This is a genomic window from Pseudoalteromonas peptidolytica, assembly GCF_012641745.1.
GTDB classification, from domain to species: domain Bacteria; phylum Pseudomonadota; class Gammaproteobacteria; order Enterobacterales; family Alteromonadaceae; genus Pseudoalteromonas; species Pseudoalteromonas peptidolytica.
In genome coordinates, this window is sequence record NZ_WEHZ01000038.1 from 20196 (window position 1) to 42144 (window position 21949).

The window sequence follows — 21949 nt, forward strand, 5'->3', positions numbered from 1 at the left end:
ATGATGTATTTTTTCACGACATATCTTAGCGAGCTGCCCTACATTTTAACTATTACATTATCTGTATATTTAGCTTTTGAATATTGGCAGTTCCCAGACTTAACAATTGAAAGCTCTTTTACGACAGGAATGGTTATCGCCTTTATCACGTTTGGGAATGACTCCCTCTGGGAAGTTCTGATCTACTCATTATTGTTAGTGCTATTTTTTTCATTTTTATATTCGTTAATAACTTGGTTTTTTACTTTGCTAAGAATGCCACCTCTTTTCGCTGGCTTTCTTGTAGTTCTGGCTGCGTACAGCTTTAATTTTTGGCTAAACTCAGGAACTACTCAATCCGGATTTTTACCTGATGAAATGGCCCTAGCTCGCTATTTTGGAGCAACAACAATGGATTTTATGACCGGGGTTGCCCTTGCTATCGCTTTTTTAATAGCAATAATTGCTGCTTTTATTGACAAAATACGTCTCGGGAAATCAATCTTCTTATCTAGAAGAATTGCAGACAGGTCTGTTGCAAAGTCTCTTGGATTGAACTCCTCTTTACTATTATTATATTCGATGATTATTTATAACTCGATAGGGATGATGGGAGGAGTATTGTTCGCGAGCTCAAATAACTTAAGCAGCGTATCCTTTCTAGGAGCTATAGCTCCAGGCTTAGCAGCTATGTTTATTGTTAAGGCAGCAAAAGAGTATGCAACATTGCCTTCAAATCGAAAGCTATCCAGTACTGCTAGTGGTTTTTCTCATTGGATTGTTAAAAAGACTGATTCTATTGGATTTATTGTTGTCCTACTCGTGATTCTATCAGTGGTAATCACATTGGTTAGATTCAAACTTAGAGAATTTGAGATGAGCCTAGGGATGCTAAACGCTTTTACAGCAATAGGTACATTTTTTGTTTGGGGACTCATTGGAGTTGTTGCTCAGTTATCAGGGAAAAGTGTTAAGGAAAATTTAGGTGCGTGAATTAAGGATACGATCACTGTATTGTAGTTACGGCTATGAAAACGGAAACGAAATATCACCTATAACGAACCTGAACTTAACACTAAAGTTTGGTTTGCATTACCATTTGAAAGGAGACAATGGTAGTGGCAAAAGTACTTTGTTCAAGGGGCTACTAGGGTCTATGCCTTCATTAAAAGGCGCAGTTGAAGTCGAACGAGACGGTACGGAGTCCATCGAACAATGCGAAATCAGAAATTTAGACAAGTTGCTAAAGTCGATGTTCTACATACCACAGATAACAGAGTATATGTTTCCATTAAAAACATGCGCGATGACGTATCTACGTTTGCTGGATAAATCAGGTCTAAGGATTGATGAGGCAAGAAATAAATATCAGATATTTGATAAGCTTCTTTGCGAAATCGAGTGGAGGCACTCTGAGCATATAAGTGGCGGTCAAAGGCAGTTATTGGCTTTACTGGCTATGCATATATCAGATTCAGAAGTTGTGCTATTGGATGAGCCTACTTCACAAATTTCTAGTCGGAATACTGACACAGCCTGTGAACTAATAAAAGAATATATATCTAGCGACAAGATAATAATTTTTTCTACTCATTGCAATAAGCTTCAATTAGTTGCCGATGAAACGATTCAGGTGAATTAATGTCAATTAAAGAGAAAAATTTTACTAATTGGAGTCAGAACCAACTTGATTCAACTATAACTGGGAAAACTCTAAACAATGATTGCCTAAACTCTCTTTCTGAGCTTTGCTCGAATTCTGAATGGGTACGAGAAATGGCTGTTCAACTTTACCATGTAGTTCTCGGTTTTCCATTTCACATTGCAGGTGCAATCGCGACTAGTAGAGATGAAAAGCTACTGTCTATTTTAGTTAATAATCTCTATTCAGAAATTGGTGAAAATGTTGGGAAAGATCATATTTCTATATATAGAGAGTTTCTCTATTACTTACAACTTGATTGTAGTCGTCCTGAGCCAAATCGCTTGTGGAAAGAGACTATTGAACTAGAGCAATCTTGTAAAGATAATTACTCCAATCATGACATGGGGGTTAAGTTGGGGGCTCTATTTGCTTTTGAAAGCATGTCTAGCAGAATGGTAGAAAAGTGGCATAATGCACTAACTGTAAATGGTTATCCGAACAACGCATTTCGTTTTTTTACTATCCATATTGATATAGAAAAGGAGCATGCTGCGGATATACTTGATGTATGTGCTCACTACTACAAGAAACCGAACTTTTTGGATATGTATGAGTGTGGGCTGTCAGACGTGAATTCTAAATTGGTTAACTTTTGGGAAAAAGCATATCACTATCGAGAAGAGTGTAATTGTTATTAGTTGTACTATTAAGTTGTGAACTTTTAGTCCTTGGCTGGTACATTTCTTTATATTCATAATGTGTTAGTTGAGGTTTTAAATGAATGGCAAAGATGAAAAAGAAGTTAGGCGTAAGCTTAAAATATTAAGTCACGCAAAAGAAACCAGAAACGTTAGTAAACCCTGTCGCTATTGGGGAGAAAAGATTATGCAGCTAAAGGAGAAGCAGGGTTAACCAACTCCAAGCCATGCACTGAAAATCCAGCCGTTCGCGTTGAACCAATAATCGAAGAGAAAATTTTATGTCTGCGTAAAAACTATCATTTTGGACAAGCTAAAATTAGTTGGTATTTAGCTCGTTATCATGGACTTAAAGTTTCTATATCAGGCGTTTGTCGCGTGTTTTGTAGGTATGGCCTTAACCGCCTCCCTCAGAATTTGAAAACACGGCAAGCCGAGATTTCGAGACCCACAAGTAAGGAATGCCGAGCTAGCAGCTAATAGGTTCGATACCTTTTCGTAATCCTGACCTTGCAACTCGTCGGGGTTAATAAATCATCCCCCGACGATTATTTTATCCTTCTTCCTGACTAGCTCTTGAGGTGTCGATACCAAATATCTCTTTAGACAGAGCTTCAATCTTTTTAAGAAACTTATCAACGTTGTAACCAGCAATAAAGGCTAAGGCATATATAGCATAATTTGATGCATTATCCACTTGCTCCTGTAACTCCACCCAATTTAGTACAGCTATTTCGTAGAATTTTATGCAGCCTCAAGGTAACCAATTGGTGTCATATCGCCTAGTGAATCATGTGGTCGCTCATAATTATAAATATCTAACCACTCATCAGTGATTTCACGTACTTCTTGAAGTGACTCAAACAAGTATAAATCTAGCACTTCTTCACGGTAACTCCGATTAAACCTTTCCACAAAACCATTTTGGTAAGGACTGCCTGGCTCTATAAATTCCAACTTGATGTCATTTTTCATTGCCCAATCTTCGAGTGCCGTTGAAGTAAATTCTGGGCCATTGTCCACTCTAATCTGCTTTGGTTTTCCTCGCCAAGTAATAATTTGTTGTAGCGTTCTAATAACTCGTTCAGAAGTTAAGCTTGTATCGACCTCAATCGCCAGTGCTTGTCGGTTGAAATCATCCAGCACATTCAGTGTTCTAAAACGATGTCCATAGCTTAATGCGTCACTCATAAAGTCCATTGACCACGATTCATTATGTTGTGTCGGTGCATTTAATGGTTCAGGTGTTCTTGTTGGAACACGGCGCTTTCCCTTACGTCTCAAGTTTAGTTTTAGCATGTTGTAAACGCGTTCAACACGCTTTTTATTCCACGGCTTACCTTTATTGCGAAGCCTTTTGAATAGCTTAGGCAGCCCCCACCTAGGATGGCGCTCTACCAGCGCAAGTAATGCGTCGATAACTTCATCATCTGACGGTCGTTTATGTTTGTAATAAAAAACTGAGCGGCTTAACCCTGCCACTTCACAAGCAAATGCGACGCTGACGTTAAATTGAGCTCTTAAATGCTCTACCCAAGCTCTGCGCCTACTTGTTTTTACAGCTTTTTTGCGATGATATCCTCAAGCATCGAGTGCTTTAGGCTAAGCGTTGCAAACATATCTTTTAGCTTACGGTTTTCTTCTTCAAGCTCTTTAAGTCGCTTAACGTCTGAAGCTTCCATCCCGCCATACTTTGAGCGCCATTTATAAAACGTACTTTGGCCGATACCATGTTTGCGACAGATTTCTGGCACAGGAATACCTGATTCAGATTCTTTGATCATGCTGACAATTTGGGTTTCGGTGAACTTGCTTTTTCTCATCGTAAATTTTCCTATTTTAGTTAATGGAAAATTCTACTTATGAACTGTTTCATTTTTTGGGGGAGTTACACTCCGCTTCCATTACAAGCAATCCCGCTTTTAGAAAGATAAAAGCAACTGCACCACAAAATAAACTTACAAATGGGCGGATGAAATACCATGGCATCCACTGAGGCGTCCATCGATTGAATACGCAAGCGTTTAAATAAACTCCCCGCAAGCAATAGATTGAACCACCTACACCTGAAGCCAACATACTTTGGGATAAAAGCTTCGAGTCAGCATCATCCCTCACCAGCGCCAATCCATCAAACCCGAGTAGATAAATCGCGCCAGATAGGAATGAAATTAAAAATACGCCAACAACGGCAATAGTAAGACCGCGCATAGTTACTCTTCCACCTTACTTTGCGATTCTTCTTCAACTGCTAAAACATCCACCTCATAACCCATAAAAGCTCCATCTGTTGTTAAAATATTCGCTTATTCAGGCGTTAAAGCCTTCCTGTGCTGTATGAGGGGGGTAACTCTGTTTTTCAATAGGTGGGATGTAATTATTGGTTCGGGTCACCCTTCTTTTTAGAAGTTTTGCGTTTACGTCTATGGGGTTGCGTCTTGCACTGTGCACGCAGTGAAAGGTTCAAACGTGGTAAGTTGAGTTGAGCTAATTTATACAAGTTCATCCATTTAATCTGGTGGCGTGGCTTCGCCACTTAACATGGTTTCTAACACAACATTCAAGATCTCTTTTGGCAGCTATGTGACTATAAAGGCGAGCAGAGTTAGCCCTATTTTCAGTCTAATAAGTTGTACAAATCATTTTTGTCAATTTTAGTTTTAGGTGTTTAAAACACTATATCGATGTAATTATACATCACCGATGTGCACTCGCGTTTATCAATGTAATTGTCACCTAAACCGGGAGAGATCTCATTATCTAATAATGGAGTACTGTTCTTGGACGAGCTTCCAGAGTTTGACCGTAAAGTGTTAGACTCGTTGAGAGAACCGATGGAAACTGGAACAGTCACGATTTCGCGTGCTGCTCGGCAAGTTGATTACCCCGCGAACTTTCAACTCATCGCAGCATTGAACCCAAGTCCTACCGGTTGTTATACAGACAAAAGAAGCTCTCCTGATCAAGTGTTACGATATCTGTCTAAGATTTCAGGTCCCTTTCTAGATAGGATTGATTTACAGATAGAATTACCTCGACTAAAAACTGAAGAATTACAAAATCAATGTGATAGTGAGCCAAGTTCGTCAATAAGGCAGAGAGTCGAGAAAGCTTACCAACTTGCATTACAAAGACAGGGAAAGTGTAATGATCAGTTAGGAGTAAAAGAGCTAAACAAAGTTTGCTACCTTGCTGAAGCGGAGCGTGCTTTTTTAGCTAAGGCCGCTGAAAAGCTACAGTTATCACCTCGCTCCTATCACCGAATAATCAAAGTCGCTAGAACTATTGCAGATTTGAGCTGCGTCACTGATATTGGTTTGGTACATCTAAAGGAGGCGCTAAGTTATCGCGCTTTAGAGCGGTTATTGGGTCAACTGACCAGATATTAGGTTGAGAGCATATAACCTTTGCCACGCACAGTGACGATACGCTTTTGTTCTTTTTCGTCCCCGAGCTTTTTACGTAGCCGACCTACTAGAACATCAACAGTTCTGTCGCTAGGGCTCCAATCTGGTTGCCCTATATCTTCAGATATACGCTCCCGAGAGGTGGCTCTTCCTGCATTAGAGATCAGGCAGATAAGCACTTTATGCTCCGCTTCAGTTAGGCGCGATTCAGTACCGTGTTGATTAATCAGAGTGCGGTTATCGGGGTGTAGCTTGAAGTCTGCATATTCAATGAATTCTTCGGATTCGTCATCTTTACTACCTACAAGCCGTTTATAAAGTGCGCGCATACGCAGCTCTAGTTCTAACGCATCCACAGGCTTACAAACGTAATCGTCAGCTCCTTGAGCTAGGCCTGCTATTCTGTCTGCTTGAGAATCGCGGCTAGAAAGCATAATAACGCCTAGATCTGACAGTGTATTAATTTCTTTTGCTAGTTGAAGACCGTCCGTTGCGGGCAAGACGACATCAACAATAGCAAGAGCAAATGGGTTTTGTGTCTGTTTTTGTATAAGCTCAAGCGCTGCTGCACCAGTATTATCTACAGTGATACTAAATTCGGTATCATCAAAGTGGCTACATAGTCGCTTTGCTAAGAGTTCATCATCTTCAACTAATAAAACCTTTATGCTCATGTTTTCACTGTTAATTGTTGTTTAATTGTCGTTAATATAGCACTGAGGAATCGCTGCTTGGAAGTAGACGAAACGAATTCTTACAACTCTATATATTGGGCACGTTACCCCGCCTTTCTTGAACAATCAAGAGAGATAGCCCTTATATTATTAAATTATATACAATGATGGTGCTATTTGCCGCTTACATAATCAAAAAGCGGCGCCAAAGGCACCGCCGTAAAACAAATTTATTTACCGTACAGGTGTTGCCACCACTGCGGCTCATTTTTAAGGTGTTTGTCAAAATACGCCAGCATGGTATCCCACCAGTGGAAGCGTTTATCGCGAGCGAATATTTGGTGATCTGCTCCTTTGTATTCCACTAACTCAACATCTTGGCCGAGTATTTTAAGCGCAGTATACATATTATGACTTTCACCCGGTGGCACATTTGTATCTGCATCACCATGGATAAGTAATAACGGTGTTGTTACCTTATTTGCATTAAAAACAGGGCTATGCTGTGAATAAAGTGTTGGATTATTCCAAGGGAAGCTTCCCTTTGATGCTTCGCCTGAATATAAATAGCCCCACCAGCCTTGTCCCCAGTAAGAGGTAATATTTGAAATACCAGCGTGTGAGATAGAGGCTGAGAATAAATTGGTTTTGGTGGTTAGTAGCATTGTCATAAAGCCACCATAAGATGCGCCGAGGTTACCCAAGCGTTTATCATCAACAAAAGGATAAGCTTTTACGAACTCCTTAGTTCCCATGATGATGTCATTTGCAGTATGTTCACCCCATGCGTTGACGTGTTCGGCTGAGAATTTTTGCCCAAACCCGGTTGCACCTGTTGGTTGTAGTACGTAGACAACATAGCCTTTGGCTGCCCATAAATTAAATGGGTAGCGTCCAGAGAAGCCTCTAGTAACAGGAGATGTGCCACCATAATAGTATACAAGTGCAGGGTACTTTTTAGATTTATCTAAATCATGAGGCAAATAAACACGACCTTTTATCTCCACACCTTCTTTGTTTGTGAAGTTAAACTCTTCTAGGTTCGCTATTTCAGCACCCTGATAAGCGATACCTTTTGAGTCCCAGAGTGTTTTTGAGCGGTTATCTGAGACGTGTATAGTTTTCAGCTGTTGTGGTGTTGAGACCGTCGTGCCAGTAAATAATACTTGAGCATGACGTTCATCTGATACAGCATATTTTTCAACGACATCTAGTCCTGTGTTTATTCTTTTGAATTTATTTTTGCTCTCGTCAAACAAGAAAAGTTGCTGGCGGTCTTCATCAGTCGCTTTTAGTACAACATCACCATTATTCAGTACGGTAAAGTTACTGATCGCAGGGTCAAAGTTTTTACTCAATGCTTTAACGTTTTGCCCGCTTCGATCCATGAGATAGAGCTGACCATCGTAATTGTTCGCTAGCATACCTTCTGGTAAGTTTCGACCCGCTCCGTTTGCAAAATCGGGGCCTGCGGTAACATAGATCCCCTCTTTTGTATATTGTGCATTATTGAACGTTCGATATTGACCAATCACTTTTTGCTGATAGTTTGATAAATCAATTTCTATCAGCTCTGTCAGCATATGTGGTGGCTGAGCATAATCTTGCTGATGACGAGTTGCGAGAATTGTGTTCGCTTTAACATCAAAGTCAGCTAGCTGATGGCTTTGTGTGCCGACAGTAACAGGGTTAAGCAGACCGCTAGTAATATCTAGTAAGAATATTTGTGATTGAGTACGAGCATATGACCAGCGGTCTTCTAGACCTTGATAGTGCTTGGTCAACTTGCCTTCTTCTTTGCCACTGTTGGTCCATTCAAAAATGAGTGTATTTTCGTCGAAGAAGGTTATGCTATTTGCGCCATTTAGTTGGCTGGCAACCTGAGTCCTTTTAGTTGTCTTTAAGTCAAAGATATACGCTTTATTATCAGATAAGTAGGTAAGCTTTTCACTGTCGTCACGCCAAGCAAAATTAGCAGCATTCATACCATCAAAGTGATATAAGGCCTCACCATCTTCATTATATAAAGTGGTTTCTGTAATCGCAGAGTTACCTTTTTCATCGTTATAACGACGCATCGTTGTGATGTAATATTCTCCATTTGGAGATAATGAAATTGCGCTTACAGTAGGTGCATCGAAAAGCTGCTTAGCTGAAAGTGCTTTAGTCTGCTTGTCGGTTAGAGTAATGGAGTCATGGTCAGCTTTACCTTCAAAACTAATGTCTACCTTGTTCCAATCGTTCACTTGCTCAGCAACCACAAGGACTTGATGATCTCCTTTGGCAACATTCAGTTGGATTTCGCTAATGCCACTCACGGCTTCACCATTTAAAAAGACCTTGGCTTTCTCAATACCCTCGAGCTTTAGTTTGCCAGATACAAAGCGCTCAGTCGTGAAGTTAAACTTTAGCGCTTGTAAACCAGGTATCGTTAACTTTGATATTTTATTTAATGGCTGCCACTTGCTCTGCTGATTAAAGAGCATTATTTGGTTTGTATTTTTTTGTAGAGTAGGCAATAAATTGTCGATAATCGCATCGCGGTGTGCGGTGTCAGCAGGCTTAATTGTCGAGTTGATTGCAATCGGCCCCAAAAATTGTATTTTCGATTCATCTAATGGGCTTGCGGATAGTTGTGTTGAAACTGCCGTAAATAGTAGAGTAACGGCTGTATGTAATTTCATTTATTTGCGCCTAATGTAGGTAATTAGATGATAAAACTATATCATAGTATTTTAACTCGGTTGTATTGCTGCGATAGACGTCCTAAATTTAAGATTTGGCGTCAATAAAGCTGGCGAGCTCTCATTTAATTGTTTGATCGAGCATACCGCGCCCCCATACTTATGTTTTAAATTAAGAGGAGTACATACTTGACCCTACTTTTAACCTATATGTTTTTGGCGATAGCTATTTCGTTTATTTGCTCGGTGATGGAAGCCGTATTGCTAAGTATTACGCCAAGCCATATCGGGATACTTAGACAAGACAATGGTGGGTTAGCCGATCGTGTACAAACGCTCAAAGATAATATAGATCAGCCACTTTCTGCGATCCTAACACTTAATACCGTTGCCCATACTGCTGGTGCAGCTGGGGTTGGGGCGCAAGCTGCTGTGGTATTTTCAGATGCAGCTGTTGGTATTGCATCTGCAATCATGACATTGCTCGTCTTAGTACTATCCGAAATTATTCCAAAAACTTTAGGGGCGACTTATTGGCGTGCTTTAACGCCTGTAGTGTCCAGTATGCTGGTATGGTTAGTGCGTGTGCTTAAACCGTTTGTATGGATGTCTGATCAGTTAACCAAAGTAATAGGCCGAAAAGAAGATGAAGCGCATTATATTCGTCAAGAAATAGAAGCGATGGCTGAAATTGGTTCTGAAGCAGGTGCTTTACACCAAGATGAGACCGAGACTATCCGAAGCCTGCTACGTTTTCGCCATGCACGACTTGAAAGTATTATGACCCCAAGAACAGTGTTGTTCAAAGTCCACAAAGATATGACGGTGCATGGATACTTATCAGAGCATGGTTCGGTTGCATTTTCTCGAGTCTTGGTATTTGATAAAAACACCGATGATATTATCGGTTTTGTTCATAAGAATGACATCATGCTTGCCTATCACCGTTTAGGGGAAGAATATAAAATTGGTAAGCTTTCTCGTCCGCTATACACTGTACCTGAAACTCTAGCAGCTCCTGAGTTATTTAAGGCGCTGCTCTCGAAGCGCTTACATATTGCATTAGTGGTTGATGAATACGGAGATGTACAAGGTATTGTCACCCTAGAGGACTTACTCGAATCCCTAATGGGGATGGACATTGTCGATGAAAGGGAACAAACGACCAATATGCAGGCGGCTGCAAAACAAAAGTGGCGAGAGCGTGTAGACAATCATGATAACCTGATTGAGGATATTGATGAGACTGAAGCGCTTGAGCATCTGGAAGCGGAAAAAATCGCAGAGCAGCCCGAACAGCCTGAGGTTAAGGGTTCGAATTAATCATACGCTGCCAAGAATGAATCCAGCTTATGAGTTCATCTAATGGTTTTGGCTTGCTGATTAAAAAGCCTTGCATCAACAGGCTATGTTTATAACGATCAAGGTATTGTAGCTCTTCAATGCGCTCAATACCTTCGGCAACTATATCAAGCTGTTGATTCTGCGCTATGTCTATAAGGCTGTCGATGAGAACTTGCGAAAATCTATCTGACTCGACATGGGTGATCAAAGAGCGATCGATTTTTATCTCAGTAAAGGGTAAAGACTTTAACTGCTGGATATTGGTAAAGCCCGTACCAAAATCGTCCAATGAAATGTCAAAACCACGGATCCGTAATCGATTCATTGTTTCCAATTGAATTGACTGATTCATTGGCTGGTTTTCGGTGATTTCTAAAATAATATCACTCGGTTTTAAGCGGTTGATTTCCAATATTAATGCAAGTTTATCTGGGCAGCTTAGATCATTGAGCTGAACTGGTGATAAATTGAATGCCAGTTTAATTGGGTAATTTAGCTCTGACTTGATGGCTTTAAACTCATTGGTTGCTTTTTCAAATAATTGAAAGGTGATGATATTAATTAAGTCAGTGTCTTCTGCTACCCCGATGAAGTGATCCGGTAATATGACTTTGGTCGCACTTTTTGACACTATGCGTGCCAGCACTTCAACACTCTTAATTTTCTTATCACCCCGGTTCACTTTAGGCTGATAATACGGCGTTATTTCATTGTGGCTGATTGCATGAAGTAATTGACCCTCAGTAACTTTTTCAATGCTATTGCGTTTAACGGTTGTATAGGTTGACATTTTTTTCAGCATGCGTTCGACATCGATTAGCTGTATTGGCTTGGTTATATTACCGATGAGGTGTGCATTTGATTGGCGGGCTAGGTTTGTTGCTAGGTCAATTATCTTTTCATTCATTTCAGAAATAATAATAATACCACCAGAAAACTTCAGTTCTCCGAGCTTGTGTATAAACTCCATGCCATCCATCTCAGGCATATTGAGATCGGTGAAAACGGCATCAAACTGGTGAGGAGTTTGCCGAACTTTTTCAAGGGCATTGATCGCGCTTGAACAGGTGGTGACATGCTCAATCCCTAACTCTGTCATAATGGCCTGCATCACAACGAGTATTGCTGGAGAATCATCTACTACCATTATCCGATTTTTTGCTAATGACATTAACAATTCCTTCGTATACCGAACCTTCTTAAAGCTTAGTACAAATATTCCAAAGTGCTTAAATTCGCGCATTCTTAACGACATGACTTTTACTCAACTTTTAATCCCATTATCGAATTTTGCATTGATTTTTCTAACCTAGTAACGGTAAAGACATTGTGCAATGCCTAGTTTTGGTGATAATACTGCAAACGATTTTTGGGTTTGGATATGAATAGAGTCGAATTATCGCTAGCCGAGAAGGCTGTATCTATATTTTTTAATCAACAGCAGGTTGTACAAATATTTGTTGAGCAGCAAGCGATTGCTTTTGAGGAGCATGGAGGTTACGTCAGTGCGTCAGTTGAAGGTCAAGCCTTAGCTGTACGTACAGAGCAACTTCCACAAGGGCTTTTGGGTATTATTGTTAACGACTCCGATACTCAGTGGGTAGAGGTAAGCACCGAGACACCCAAAGAAAAACGCAGCCTTTTTGGTTTAGCTGCTCTGGGGCTTAAGCTATTTAAAAGTGCAAAAGTGGTTAAAGCTGCTCTAGCTGGAGCGTCTGTGGCTGGTTATGCTTGGCTATTTTCATGGCAATTTGCACTTATGCTCGTAGCCTGTTTGGTTGTGCACGAATATGGTCATGTTAGAGCGATGCGCTATTTTGGTATCAAGACAAAAGGGATTTATCTAATTCCATTTGTCGGCGGTCTTGCGGTGAGCGATGATAAAATAGTGACACGTTGGCAAGATGTAGTGATCTCTTTGATGGGGCCTGCTTTTGGATTAATTACCTCAATTTTAGGTGTCGTGCTCTATTACGCGACAGAAATGGAAATATTCGCAGGCGTCGCGGTATTGAGCGCATTGCTCAACTTATTTAACTTATTACCCATTTTGCCACTGGACGGTGGCCATGTACTTAAGAGCATTAGTTTTTCGATGCGCTCTTGGGTGGGACTATTAGCATGTATGGCTGGTGTGATGCTGGGCCTTTGGATCAGCTATACATTTGGATTGATATTGCTCGTTATCTTTATTTTGGTTGGGAGTTTTGAAATCTTGCTGGAATGGCGAGGGCGTCACCACAGTCACTTAATACCATTAGATAGATATGGTCAGGTGGTCAGTGCCCTAATGTACGTGTTGGTGGTATGTGGGCATGTTGCTGTAATGATGCACTTTGCTGATTCTGACAATCCAATTCTGAGTTTGCCGATGAAGATTTTATCCAGCTAAAATAACTAATAAGGCGCGTAAAGCGCCTTATTACAATGGTAGCAATAAGAGCGCAGTGATGATTGTGCCTGTTACCAATAACTGTACTAAACAAAAACCCATAATATCTTTGGCTTTGAGCCCCGCAATGGCAAGTACAGGCAGTGCCCAAAAAGGCTGGATAAGGTTAGTCCAAGCGTCTCCCCAAGCGACAGCCATTGCGACTCTGGATATGTCTGCATTTAGCGCTTCAGCCGCAGGAATAATGATTGGAGCTTGTACAGCCCATTGACCACCACCAGAAGGCACAAAGATATTAACCAGACCAGCACTTAAAAAACTCCAAACAGGCAGTGTCCATTGACTACTTATAGATACGAAGCCTTGTGATATTTGTTGTGCAAGACCAGTATCGATCATAATCGCCATGATCCCAGCATAAAACGGAAACTGAATGACAATCCCTGCACCACCTTGGATTGCTTGTTGCAGGCTGGCTAAGATATTAGCTGGGGTTTTGTGTAGCATCATGGCTAAGAACAAAAAGAGAGCGATAACGGTATTGAGGGTGAGTGTCCCTCCGTTGAAAATGAAAGTGTAGGCCAAATAAAAAATACCTAGCATTCCGCTCAATATTCCTATCCATGCAGCATTTTCTAATTGAGATGCTGGGGTATCGTGATGACTAATTTGCGGGGAGTCAACGTGTAGCTTTGTTTTATCTATGATAATGGCTTCGTTATCTTTTGGTAGCATGAACTTATTTAAAAGGGGCAAAACAATAAAGATACACAATGTCATCAATAGGTTAAATGGTGAAAAGATAGTTTCGGTGGTGGCAATAACACCTATGCTCTGCTCACTAAAGTGCCCAGGTGTCGCGATGGTTAGCGGAATTGAGCCTGCTAACCCCGCATGCCATACAATAAAACCTGAGTATGCGCTAGCCACTAAGAGGCGATAGTCTACTCTTACGTGCTTTGCGATGGCCTTAGCAAATAAAGCACCGACCACAAGGCCAAACCCCCAGTTAAGCCAGCTAGCACTCATAGCGACGAGCGTCGTTAACATAATAGCTTGAGACGGGGTCTGGGCTATTCGAGCTAACTTATCTAACAGCTTAGCCACAGGGGGGGTGATTGCGAGCATATGGCCACATAACAGAACCAGTAACATTTGCATGGCAAAAGTAAGTAGCTTCCAAAAACCATTGCCCCATGCTTCTATGATTAAGATAGGAGTGCTAGGTGTAAACGCAAAGGCCAGTAGCATCACCGAAAAAGTGAGCAAAAGTACAATAACAAATGGATCTGGAAGGTACTTATCGACTAATTTAGTGAGTGGGGTGGTAAACTTGCTCAGCATAGGACATCCTGTTTTCATTATTGTTCTTTGCAAATCATAAAGATTGAGCTGCGAAGCACAATATAGCTAAACTTTAAGCTAAAAGTTAGTGGTTTAGGCGAACTTTTAGTAAATAGAAAATGGTTGGTTTGCTTTATTTTAAATAAAATCAAAAGGTTAAGTTTGGCACGAAACCTGATACATCAAAATAAAGACTTAAAGTAACTAAGAGAGGTAACTATGTCTGGACAAGGTTCTGGTGGTAATGTCATCGCTGCGCTTTGTAACATATTTTTCCCTGGCCTTGGCCAGTTGGTTCAAGGGCGAATTTTATCTGCCCTGATTTTCGCTATCATTGTATTCGGTGGCTATGCGTTATGGTTTCTTCTCATCCCAGCCATTGTTGCTGGAATATTCCATATTTGGGCTATTATTGATGCAGCAAAATATACGCCCCCTCGGTATTGATGGCTAGACCAGTAGGAATAGCCAACCTGAAAGCGTGACAACGCTTAGCATAGTAGACAGCACTACGGTGGCGGCAAGCGTCGCCGCTTGACTGTCTAGCTGACGCGCAACAAGATAAGCATTTACACCCAGTGGAGAGGCGCTCATTAATGTGATGACTTGCACCTGTTGCGTCGGTAGTTCTAGATAAATTGCAAACAAGTAAACGCATGCGGGTAACAGAACCAGTTTTACACTACTTAACCATAGCGCCCCCTTCAGATGTCCTTTTATCCCATATTGCAGCAAACTCGCGCCGAGAATAAATAAAGCACCTGGAATGGCGGGTTTAGCCAGCCAGCTTAAACTTTCCATCAACAAGCTTGGTGGTTCGACACCAGCTATGTTTAGTACTAATCCAGAAGTAATACTGATAACTATCGGGTTGAGTAATAAAGGTTTAACGATCCCTATAAGAGCTTGATTTTTAGCGGCCAGAGAAAAAGTCATAAAAAACAGCATCAGACTGTGAAAAGTAATGATCATAAAAACCATTGCACCAGCTTGCTTACCGAGCGCCATCAAAATAACTGGAAGTCCCACTAACACCGTATTTGAGTAGGTTCCTCCCAAAGCCTTTGTTGCACAATCGGCCTTAGGAAATTTACGCCCTCTAAAAAGTAGTAAATATAGCGCGAGGTAAGTCAGCGCCACAGGTAAGTAAAATGACAGTAGTAAGGAGCCGGCCGCTAAATTACTTAAATCGGCTTGTATCATACTGCTAAATAGCAGAACAGGAATACACAAGTTAAAAATGAAGGTACGCAAGCCATCAAGTTGTTTAATGGGAATAAAGCCAACTTTGGCGCTGACATACCCAGATAACACAATAAAAATAAGGGGAAATAAAATCTCAAAAGGTGACATGCGCAAACCAAATATAATTAAGCTAGGTGCAATTCTATCAATGAATGCTTAGCGGGTACTACTGGGGTATAATGCAAAGGTGTATTTTTTAGCAAATAGTAACAATGGAATACCAATTTATTCGTGATCCACTTTCAGGCTTTCGTGCTCGCTTTAATGATGAACATGCTTTAATCGGCCGATGGTTGTCTGAAGAACTTGATCATAACAGTGTAAGAGTATTAATTTCTCAATTAGAAGCGCTCTCTTTTCAAAAGGAAGAGCTTATTCTCACAGGTAAAGAAATTCGCGCGACTTTTACCCCACAAGAAGCCTTGTTTGAAAGTCACGCGTTGTTTCATGAAAGTGAGGACGTGATGCAGTATCAAGAAGATGCGTTAGCGTTAGATGAATCAGGTATGATGGCCATTTGCGGTTACGAAGATTTTATGCCAATGTTGAAGGAGTGGGCTGAGTTTATACGAGCAAAATGAGTGTTAGTACATAATGTTTTCGTACATCTGATTTTGCTCATCGCATTTTATTTATTCTGCAAGGTTCAGCTTATTTAGGTGTGCCGTAAAGTTGCTCTGCCCTATTGAACAAGACCCAAGAGGTTAATATGTATTTGTCGTTGGAAATGGGAATGTTGCCTCTGTGAGTATGAGTAAAGTACCCGGGAGCGATAACTATTGAACCCTTTACTGGTGCAATTTTACGTTGCTGATAATAAAATTCAGTCTCACCACCTTCCTCTACATCATTAAGGTAAAACATAAATAATAGTACTCTGTGTAAAGCCTCATTATGGTCGTGTTGAGGATAAACTTCGCTGTGCCAATAAGGGTAGCCGCCTTTATTTATTTGATATCGTTGTGCTTGAATTGCACCTAAACGAAACAGCTGCTGAGTGAGCACGGGGAGTTGTGGCTTGCCGACTTCTTCAAAGTTATCCACAGTTACATCGACAGGTTCCCCTGTTTTTGGATGGTACACTTTAAGCCCGAACGCACCAATGATCATAAAAAAGTGTTCTTCAAGGTATTCAAATAAGTGCTTTGCTGTAACCTGTTGAATGTACTGTAACTGTTTGGCATAGTCAGGATAAGAATTTAAATAGAGATCTTGACTCACCTTTTTGTTCAAATCCACACCACCAGATGTGGTTCCTTGCTGTAAGTGTGGGCTGCGATCAAAGGTCTGAATAAATTCATCACAAAAGTCTGAACTGAGTGCGTTATCATAAACGCGAATAAAATCACTCATGTTTTTCCCTAGTTTTTATTGGAGTTATCATGCTGTCTGAAAAACTTATGCCGCGTTTTTGTGACACCGACGTGCTTGGACATATTAACAATACCGTACTACCCGTATGGTTTGAAGCTGCGCGCACACCTATTTTCAAAATATTTACACCTGATTTAAATCCCAAAGCATGGAAGTTAATCGTAGCGAAGATAGAAGTAACCTTTAAAGGCGAGCTATTTTATGGTCAAGAGGTGGAGATAAAGACCGTGATTGAGCGTGTTGGCAATAGCTCCTTTGTGATATTACAGCAAGCTTGGCAGCACCAAGAGTGCTGCGCTGAAGGTAGAACAACTATGGTTCGATATGACTTTGCTGCAAAGTCTTCAAAATCACTTAGTCAACAAGAGCGAGAGTCGTTAGCTCACTTTATGGTTTAAGCCCTTTAAACTGGTGACCTATGGCTGCGGAGATGCAGGGCTTAACAGTATATGTATAACCATATTTAGCTGTGCTGTTTGGCATGATCTCCAATATTTCATAATCGTTTAGCTCGACTATGTTACTCCCTTCGGTATGTTCGCAACGCGAACTACCGTCGGATTCAAAACGAAAGATAAAATAGGCGAGAATTTGGTTGAGCACCTCATCATAGTTTTGACTAGCATCTGACTTATCTGTTTCTGAACCATTGTTAATAGAAACTGAGAGCGACGTTGACTCACTATTTTGTGTTTCTGGTGGCGTTGTTTGAAGCTCATTCAGCTCAGTTGACGCTGCTTTTATATCCGTCGTGAGAGACTCGGCTGCTTCTGGTACAGTTCCTCGCGCCTCAAAGGTAATGCCATTTTCATCGATTTTAAAATCAGATGAAAGCTCTCCAATGGTGTTTGAAGCTCCTGACTTTGTTATACCTAGCACCAAAAAAGCAAGTAGAACAAAACACATGATAAGCCGAATGATTGCGGTAGTCGCAGGGAATCGATAGTGGGTTTCATGCCAAAATGGCTTGATACGAAGTGGCTTTAGTAAGAATAGCAGCACCACATAGAGGGTCATTAAAAGCTGCGTCAGTATCAACAAGAAAGTGCTAGTAATAAAAAACCATGTTGGTAATGACAGTAAAACACTGAGGTTATGGGTATAAGGAAAGTTATCGGTGCTGACTCCAGTTAAATCATTTATCCTGCCGTCTGCTTGGACCAGAACAAAATTGGCGATTAAGGCGTAAAACAACAGAATTAATGTTTTACCAGGAATGCTTTCCCAAAATGTGATGATGCGGGGCCAAAATTCGTAACACAACGCAATAACTGTGGTGATTAAAATCAAACACGCGGTAAAGATATGATCTTCGGGTTGTGTAACACTGAAGAGGAAAATAAGGAAGCTAATTAAGTAGTATCGCTGAGCGAGTGTTAGGCTTTGCCAAAATTGCTGAAAACCAAAGCGTAATTTAGCTAAGTAGGCGGTAAAATTTTTGGGTGCAAGAAGTTGGTGCATAATAAGCAAGTTTATAATTATTATGCACCAATAATAGAGATTTTTAGAAATTATGACAATAAAGGTTTTAGGTACTTTCCGGTATGAGAACCTGCAAAGTTTGCCACTGTCTCAGGCGTTCCGGATACCAATATTTGTCCGCCTCCAGCTCCTCCTTCAGGACCTAAATCTACAATCCAATCCGCGGTTTTGATGACATCCAGGTTATGCTCGATTACAAGTACTGTATTGCCATGGTCACGCAGACGGTGGAGCACGGCAAGTAGTTGTTGTATGTCATGAAAGTGCAACCCAGTTGTCGGCTCGTCGAGAATGTAGAGTGTTTTACCTGTATCTCGTTTTGATAACTCCCGCGCAAGCTTAACCCGCTGTGCTTCGCCTCCAGACAAAGTTGTTGCGGCTTGCCCTAAACGAATGTAAGAAAGGCCAACATCCATTAACGTTTGCAGTTTGCGGTTAATTGCTGGGATTTTATCAAAAAATGCTCTGGCATCTTCAACAGTCATCTCTAGTACTTCGTGGATGTTTTTACCTTTATAAAGCACCTCAAGTGTTTCACGGTTATAACGTTTGCCTGCACATACATCACAAGGTACATAAACATCCGGCAAAAAGTGCATTTCTACTTTAATGACACCATCGCCTTGGCAAGCTTCACAACGACCACCTTTGACATTGAAACTGAAGCGACCTACTTTGTAGCCACGTGAACGCGCTTCTTGGGTCGCTGCAAATAGTTCACGGATGGCGGTAAAAATACCGGTATAAGTTGCAGGGTTAGACCTTGGAGTACGGCCTATAGGGCTTTGATCAATATCGATGACTTTATCAAAATGCTCAAGACCCTGGATTGACTCGTAGGGGGCCGCTTCTTGGGTCGTTGCGCCATTCAATTCTTGGTGAGCAAGCTTAAATAGGGTGTCATTGATTAAAGTGGATTTACCTGAACCTGACACTCCCGTAATACAGGTCATTAAACCAACTGGAACGCTCAAGTTAACATTCTTAAGGTTATTGCCAGTTGCACCTTTCAACTCTAACCATTTGTCATCGCTGAGGTGTCTTTGGGCTGGTACTTCTATGCGTTTTTCACCACTGAGATATTGCCCAGTGAGTGAGTCTTTACTCTGCATTATGTCATCGCGATTACCCTCAGCGACAACATAGCCACCATGAACACCTGCACCTGGCCCAATATCAATGATATGGTCGGCTGCGCGGATAGCATCTTCGTCATGTTCAACAACGATAACAGTATTACCAAGATCTCTTAGATGAGTCAGCGTTTTGAGCAGACGGTCATTGTCGCGTTGATGTAGCCCAATGGAAGGTTCATCTAACACGTACATTACGCCAACAAGACCAGCTCCAATTTGGCTAGCAAGACGGATGCGCTGAGCTTCTCCGCCGGATAAAGTGTCTGCACTGCGCTCTAGTGATAAATAGTTCAAGCCAACATTGATCAAAAATGACAGTCGATCGCGAATTTCTTTCAATACTTTGTCTGCGATTTGGGCTTTTTGCCCACTAAGCGCCAGCTCAGTAAAAAACTGACTTGCTTCACCAATACTCATAGTGGTGATAGCGGGTAAGTTGGTCGCACCGATAAATACATGACGCGCCTCTTCTCGCAGTCGCGAACCATCACAGCTAGGGCAGGCTTGACTGGTTTGATATTTTGCAAGCTCTTCACGCACAGAACTAGACTCCGTTTCTCGATAACGGCGGTTCATATTGTTCAGTACACCTTCAAACTCGTGATTACGCGTGATCAAATCGCCTCTATCGTTGCGATATTTAAAAGCGATTTTGGTTTTTCCTGATCCTTCCAATACGACTTTTTGGAATTTACTAGGTAACTCTTTAAATGGAGTTTCAAGATCAAAACCGTATTGTTCTGCAACAGAGCTTAGCATTTGGAAATAATAAAAGCTGCGCTTATCCCATCCCTTGATTGCCCCGCCAGCTAAACTGAGCTCCGGATTTTGGACGACTCGTTTTGGATCAAAGTATTGCTTTACTCCTAAGCCATCACAGCTTTGACAAGCTCCGGCTGGGTTGTTGAAAGAAAAGAGTCGAGGCTCTAACTCGGTCATCGCGTAGCCACAGCTTGGACAAGCAAAATTAGCTGAAAAGACCAATTCTTCCGCTTGGTTGTCATCCATATAGGCAACTTGTGCGATGCCATCAGCTAGCTCCAGTGCCGTTTCAAAGGATTCTGCTAGGCGTTGTTCAAGTCCAGGCTTGACTTTAAAGCGATCGACTACAACTTCGATAGTGTGCTTTTTCTGAAGTTCAAGTGTTGGTGGATCTGATAAATCGCAGACTTCACCATCAATACGCGCCCGTATAAAACCTTGACTGGCAAGTTCCTCTAGTAGCTTGACATGCTCACCTTTACGATTTTTCACCACCGGTGCCAACAGCATTAATTTACTGTCTTGTGGCAATGCTAAAACAGTGTCTACCATTTGGCTGATAGTTTGCGCGGCTAAAGGCAAATTGTGAGTTGGGCATCTCGGCTCTCCTACACGAGCAAATAGCAACCTAAGATAATCGTATATCTCGGTAATTGTGCCGACCGTTGAGCGTGGGTTATGAGAGGTCGATTTTTGTTCAATAGAGATGGCTGGAGATAACCCCTCGATATGATCGACGTCGGGTTTTTCCATTAATGATAAAAACTGTCTCGCGTATGCCGATAATGACTCAACGTAGCGTCGCTGACCTTCCGCGTATAAAGTATCGAATGCTAACGACGACTTACCTGAACCTGAGAGACCTGTGATCACTATTAACTTGTCTCTAGGGATGGTGAGAGAAATGTCTTTTAAATTGTGGGTGCGGGCACCCCTGACTTCTATTTTATCCATACGACCCTTGTGTCTTCTCGTGTGCTGTAGTGAGTGAGCGATACTAATTCATCAAAATGAAATATGAACCAGTCATAACATGATGTGAAGTGAACAGATTACCGCATCCCGAATATAAAATTAAGTTATCTGTGCTAAACGAACTAAACTTATTAAACCGATCAGTCAGAGATCAGTACTTTGTATCGACTATTACTCTTATTCGCGCTGTTTTGTCAGGGTATTATGGCTTGTGAGCTGGTGGTAAGGTTTGAAAATTATGCGGCACAATCAAAATTGGATGAGGATTTAGTGTGGCATGGAATAGATGTGGATTTTGCTAAGGCTTTACTGGATGAAGCGGGTTGCTGTTATCGTTTTGTGAGTATTCCTTGGGGGCGGGCATTAAAGCTGCTAGAAGAAGGAGAAATAGATCTTATTTTAAGTGTTACCAAAACACCTTTGCGTGAACAGTATGCCTATTTTATTGGTCCTCAAAGAATGGAAACGATTGTATTTGCAATGAATGCACATGCGCCATATCAATTAGATTCATTAGAGTCGTTGTTCCACCTCTCAAAGCCAATTGCCATTCAACGTAACGCCTATTACGGTGAGGCATTTACTCAGCGGCTCAAACAACGTAAAGACAATGAAACACAATTCATCTTTGTTCCAGATAATCAAGTAAAACTTAATTTGCTGAAAAAGGGGCGTATTGCTTAATGCTGATCAGTTAAGAAGTTGATCGGTTGACCGATCAAAATGATCATGCACAATCCGTAGCTAGGCAACTAACTACGGATTTTTTGTGAATATAGAACAAGCTCTTCATTCAGCTTTTGAAGAA

Annotated in this window: 20 protein-coding genes and 1 pseudogene; 10 read left to right on the forward strand and 11 right to left on the reverse strand. The window is 41.2% G+C overall.

Annotated features, from left to right (window positions below):
- From F9Y84_RS19120 to F9Y84_RS19130, 3 genes are all read left to right on the forward strand, one after another.
- Positions 1-972, forward strand: coding sequence for a hypothetical protein (locus F9Y84_RS19120; RefSeq protein WP_147389526.1), 972 nt, complete (start codon positions 1-3; stop codon positions 970-972).
- Positions 965-1621, forward strand: coding sequence for an ATP-binding cassette domain-containing protein (locus F9Y84_RS19125; RefSeq protein ID WP_147389525.1), 657 nt, complete (start codon positions 965-967; stop codon positions 1619-1621). Before F9Y84_RS19120 ends, F9Y84_RS19125 begins: the two co-directional genes overlap by 8 nt.
- A gap of 134 nt (positions 1622-1755) precedes the next feature.
- Positions 1756-2322, forward strand: coding sequence for an iron-containing redox enzyme family protein (locus tag F9Y84_RS19130; RefSeq protein WP_167508246.1), 567 nt, complete (start codon positions 1756-1758; stop codon positions 2320-2322).
- Between the two features lie 553 nt (positions 2323-2875).
- Here the strand turns inward: F9Y84_RS19130 and F9Y84_RS19135 are convergent.
- From F9Y84_RS19135 to F9Y84_RS19145, 3 genes are all read right to left on the reverse strand, one after another.
- Positions 2876-3019 carry a hypothetical protein gene (locus F9Y84_RS19135; RefSeq protein ID WP_167508244.1) on the reverse strand — a complete coding sequence of 48 codons (144 nt, stop codon included), beginning with the start codon at positions 3017-3019 and terminating at the stop codon, positions 2876-2878.
- A 47-nt stretch (positions 3020-3066) separates the two neighbouring features.
- Positions 3067-4145, reverse strand: a protein-coding gene (locus F9Y84_RS19140; protein ID WP_307724502.1) for an IS3 family transposase whose coding sequence is annotated in 2 segments (ribosomal slippage) — positions 3067-3893 and positions 3893-4145 — 1080 coding nt in all. Because the reading frame shifts where the segments join, the coding sequence is not laid out codon by codon here.
- Between the two features lie 49 nt (positions 4146-4194).
- On the reverse strand, positions 4195-4533 hold the full coding sequence (locus tag F9Y84_RS19145; protein WP_147389522.1) for a hypothetical protein: 339 nt from the start codon (positions 4531-4533) through the stop codon (positions 4195-4197).
- A 521-nt stretch (positions 4534-5054) separates the two neighbouring features.
- On the opposite strand from F9Y84_RS19145, the pseudogene F9Y84_RS19150 reads away from it, so the two are divergent.
- A pseudogene (locus F9Y84_RS19150) lies at positions 5055-5711 on the forward strand (ATP-binding protein); the annotation flags it as partial.
- Here F9Y84_RS19150 and F9Y84_RS19155 read toward each other — a convergent pair.
- Both F9Y84_RS19155 and F9Y84_RS19160 read right to left on the reverse strand, forming a co-directional pair.
- Positions 5708-6403 carry a response regulator transcription factor gene (locus tag F9Y84_RS19155; RefSeq protein WP_125251207.1) on the reverse strand — a complete coding sequence of 232 codons (696 nt, stop codon included), beginning with the start codon at positions 6401-6403 and terminating at the stop codon, positions 5708-5710. The pseudogene F9Y84_RS19150 and the gene F9Y84_RS19155 overlap by 4 nt on opposite strands.
- A gap of 230 nt (positions 6404-6633) precedes the next feature.
- A complete protein-coding gene (locus F9Y84_RS19160) occupies positions 6634-9087 on the reverse strand; it encodes an alpha/beta hydrolase family protein (RefSeq protein ID WP_147389520.1) in 2454 nt (817 codons plus the stop codon).
- A 189-nt stretch (positions 9088-9276) separates the two neighbouring features.
- On the opposite strand from F9Y84_RS19160, the gene F9Y84_RS19165 reads away from it, so the two are divergent.
- Entirely contained in the window at positions 9277-10410 is a 1134-nt protein-coding gene (locus F9Y84_RS19165) for a CNNM domain-containing protein (protein ID WP_167508245.1), read from the forward strand.
- On the opposite strand, the gene F9Y84_RS19170 is transcribed toward F9Y84_RS19165, so the two are convergent.
- On the reverse strand, positions 10394-11602 hold the full coding sequence (locus F9Y84_RS19170; protein ID WP_147389519.1) for an EAL domain-containing response regulator: 1209 nt from the start codon (positions 11600-11602) through the stop codon (positions 10394-10396). The two genes, F9Y84_RS19165 and F9Y84_RS19170, sit on opposite strands and share 17 nt — an antisense overlap.
- Positions 11603-11812: 210 nt before the next feature.
- Between F9Y84_RS19170 and F9Y84_RS19175 the strand changes: the two genes are divergently transcribed.
- Positions 11813-12823 (forward strand): site-2 protease family protein, encoded by a 1011-nt coding sequence (locus tag F9Y84_RS19175; protein ID WP_128730833.1) that lies wholly within the window; start codon positions 11813-11815, stop codon positions 12821-12823.
- A 30-nt stretch (positions 12824-12853) separates the two neighbouring features.
- Here F9Y84_RS19175 and F9Y84_RS19180 read toward each other — a convergent pair whose 3' ends face one another.
- Positions 12854-14167 (reverse strand): short-chain fatty acid transporter, encoded by a 1314-nt coding sequence (locus tag F9Y84_RS19180; RefSeq protein WP_147389541.1) that lies wholly within the window; start codon positions 14165-14167, stop codon positions 12854-12856.
- A 219-nt stretch (positions 14168-14386) separates the two neighbouring features.
- Between F9Y84_RS19180 and F9Y84_RS19185 the strand changes: the two genes are divergently transcribed.
- Positions 14387-14614, forward strand: a complete 228-nt coding sequence (locus F9Y84_RS19185; RefSeq protein WP_125251203.1) for a hypothetical protein — start codon at positions 14387-14389, stop codon at positions 14612-14614.
- A 3-nt stretch (positions 14615-14617) separates the two neighbouring features.
- Here the strand turns inward: F9Y84_RS19185 and F9Y84_RS19190 are convergent, their stop codons facing one another.
- Positions 14618-15520: an AEC family transporter gene (locus F9Y84_RS19190; RefSeq protein WP_128730834.1), complete on the reverse strand. Its 903-nt coding sequence runs from the start codon at positions 15518-15520 to the stop codon at positions 14618-14620.
- A gap of 104 nt (positions 15521-15624) precedes the next feature.
- On the opposite strand from F9Y84_RS19190, the gene F9Y84_RS19195 reads away from it, so the two are divergent.
- Positions 15625-15993, forward strand: a complete 369-nt coding sequence (locus tag F9Y84_RS19195) for a YacL family protein (protein ID WP_147389518.1) — start codon at positions 15625-15627, stop codon at positions 15991-15993.
- 70 nt (positions 15994-16063) lie between these two features.
- Here F9Y84_RS19195 and F9Y84_RS19200 read toward each other — a convergent pair whose 3' ends face one another.
- Positions 16064-16765 (reverse strand): 2OG-Fe(II) oxygenase, encoded by a 702-nt coding sequence (locus F9Y84_RS19200; RefSeq protein ID WP_147389517.1) that lies wholly within the window; start codon positions 16763-16765, stop codon positions 16064-16066.
- Positions 16766-16794: 29 nt separating this feature from the next.
- On the opposite strand from F9Y84_RS19200, the gene F9Y84_RS19205 reads away from it, so the two are divergent.
- Positions 16795-17184 carry an acyl-CoA thioesterase gene (locus F9Y84_RS19205; RefSeq protein WP_125251199.1) on the forward strand — a complete coding sequence of 130 codons (390 nt, stop codon included), beginning with the start codon at positions 16795-16797 and terminating at the stop codon, positions 17182-17184.
- Here F9Y84_RS19205 and F9Y84_RS19210 read toward each other — a convergent pair.
- Entirely contained in the window at positions 17174-18247 is a 1074-nt protein-coding gene (locus tag F9Y84_RS19210) for a hypothetical protein (protein ID WP_147389516.1), read from the reverse strand. The genes F9Y84_RS19205 and F9Y84_RS19210 overlap by 11 nt on opposite strands.
- Before the next feature lie 50 nt (positions 18248-18297).
- Positions 18298-21120, reverse strand: a complete 2823-nt coding sequence (gene uvrA, locus F9Y84_RS19215; protein ID WP_147389515.1) for an excinuclease ABC subunit UvrA — start codon at positions 21118-21120, stop codon at positions 18298-18300.
- A gap of 225 nt (positions 21121-21345) precedes the next feature.
- On the opposite strand from uvrA, the gene F9Y84_RS19220 reads away from it, so the two are divergent.
- A complete protein-coding gene (locus F9Y84_RS19220) occupies positions 21346-21825 on the forward strand; it encodes a substrate-binding periplasmic protein (protein WP_225740662.1) in 480 nt (159 codons plus the stop codon).
- Positions 21826-21949 lie beyond the last annotated feature (124 nt).

What these genes read in the sequence shown, in the direction of transcription:
- F9Y84_RS19120 (WP_147389526.1), top strand. Translation starts at nt 1, where the DNA reads ATGATGTATTTTTTCACGACATATCTTAGCGAGCTGCCCTACATTTTA.
- F9Y84_RS19130 (WP_167508246.1), top strand. Translation starts at nt 1,756, where the DNA reads ATGGCTGTTCAACTTTACCATGTAGTTCTCGGTTTTCCATTTCACATT.
- F9Y84_RS19145 (WP_147389522.1), bottom strand. Translation starts at nt 4,533, where the DNA reads ATGCGCGGTCTTACTATTGCCGTTGTTGGCGTATTTTTAATTTCATTC.
- F9Y84_RS19155 (WP_125251207.1), bottom strand. Translation starts at nt 6,403, where the DNA reads ATGAGCATAAAGGTTTTATTAGTTGAAGATGATGAACTCTTAGCAAAG.
- F9Y84_RS19160 (WP_147389520.1), bottom strand. Translation starts at nt 9,087, where the DNA reads ATGAAATTACATACAGCCGTTACTCTACTATTTACGGCAGTTTCAACA.
- F9Y84_RS19170 (WP_147389519.1), bottom strand. Translation starts at nt 11,602, where the DNA reads ATGTCATTAGCAAAAAATCGGATAATGGTAGTAGATGATTCTCCAGCA.
- F9Y84_RS19175 (WP_128730833.1), top strand. Translation starts at nt 11,813, where the DNA reads ATGAATAGAGTCGAATTATCGCTAGCCGAGAAGGCTGTATCTATATTT.
- F9Y84_RS19180 (WP_147389541.1), bottom strand. Translation starts at nt 14,167, where the DNA reads ATGCTGAGCAAGTTTACCACCCCACTCACTAAATTAGTCGATAAGTAC.
- F9Y84_RS19185 (WP_125251203.1), top strand. Translation starts at nt 14,387, where the DNA reads ATGTCTGGACAAGGTTCTGGTGGTAATGTCATCGCTGCGCTTTGTAAC.
- F9Y84_RS19190 (WP_128730834.1), bottom strand. Translation starts at nt 15,520, where the DNA reads ATGTCACCTTTTGAGATTTTATTTCCCCTTATTTTTATTGTGTTATCT.
- F9Y84_RS19195 (WP_147389518.1), top strand. Translation starts at nt 15,625, where the DNA reads ATGGAATACCAATTTATTCGTGATCCACTTTCAGGCTTTCGTGCTCGC.
- F9Y84_RS19200 (WP_147389517.1), bottom strand. Translation starts at nt 16,765, where the DNA reads ATGAGTGATTTTATTCGCGTTTATGATAACGCACTCAGTTCAGACTTT.
- F9Y84_RS19205 (WP_125251199.1), top strand. Translation starts at nt 16,795, where the DNA reads ATGCTGTCTGAAAAACTTATGCCGCGTTTTTGTGACACCGACGTGCTT.
- F9Y84_RS19210 (WP_147389516.1), bottom strand. Translation starts at nt 18,247, where the DNA reads ATGCACCAACTTCTTGCACCCAAAAATTTTACCGCCTACTTAGCTAAA.
- uvrA (WP_147389515.1), bottom strand. Translation starts at nt 21,120, where the DNA reads ATGGATAAAATAGAAGTCAGGGGTGCCCGCACCCACAATTTAAAAGAC.
- F9Y84_RS19220 (WP_225740662.1), top strand. Translation starts at nt 21,346, where the DNA reads ATGGCTTGTGAGCTGGTGGTAAGGTTTGAAAATTATGCGGCACAATCA.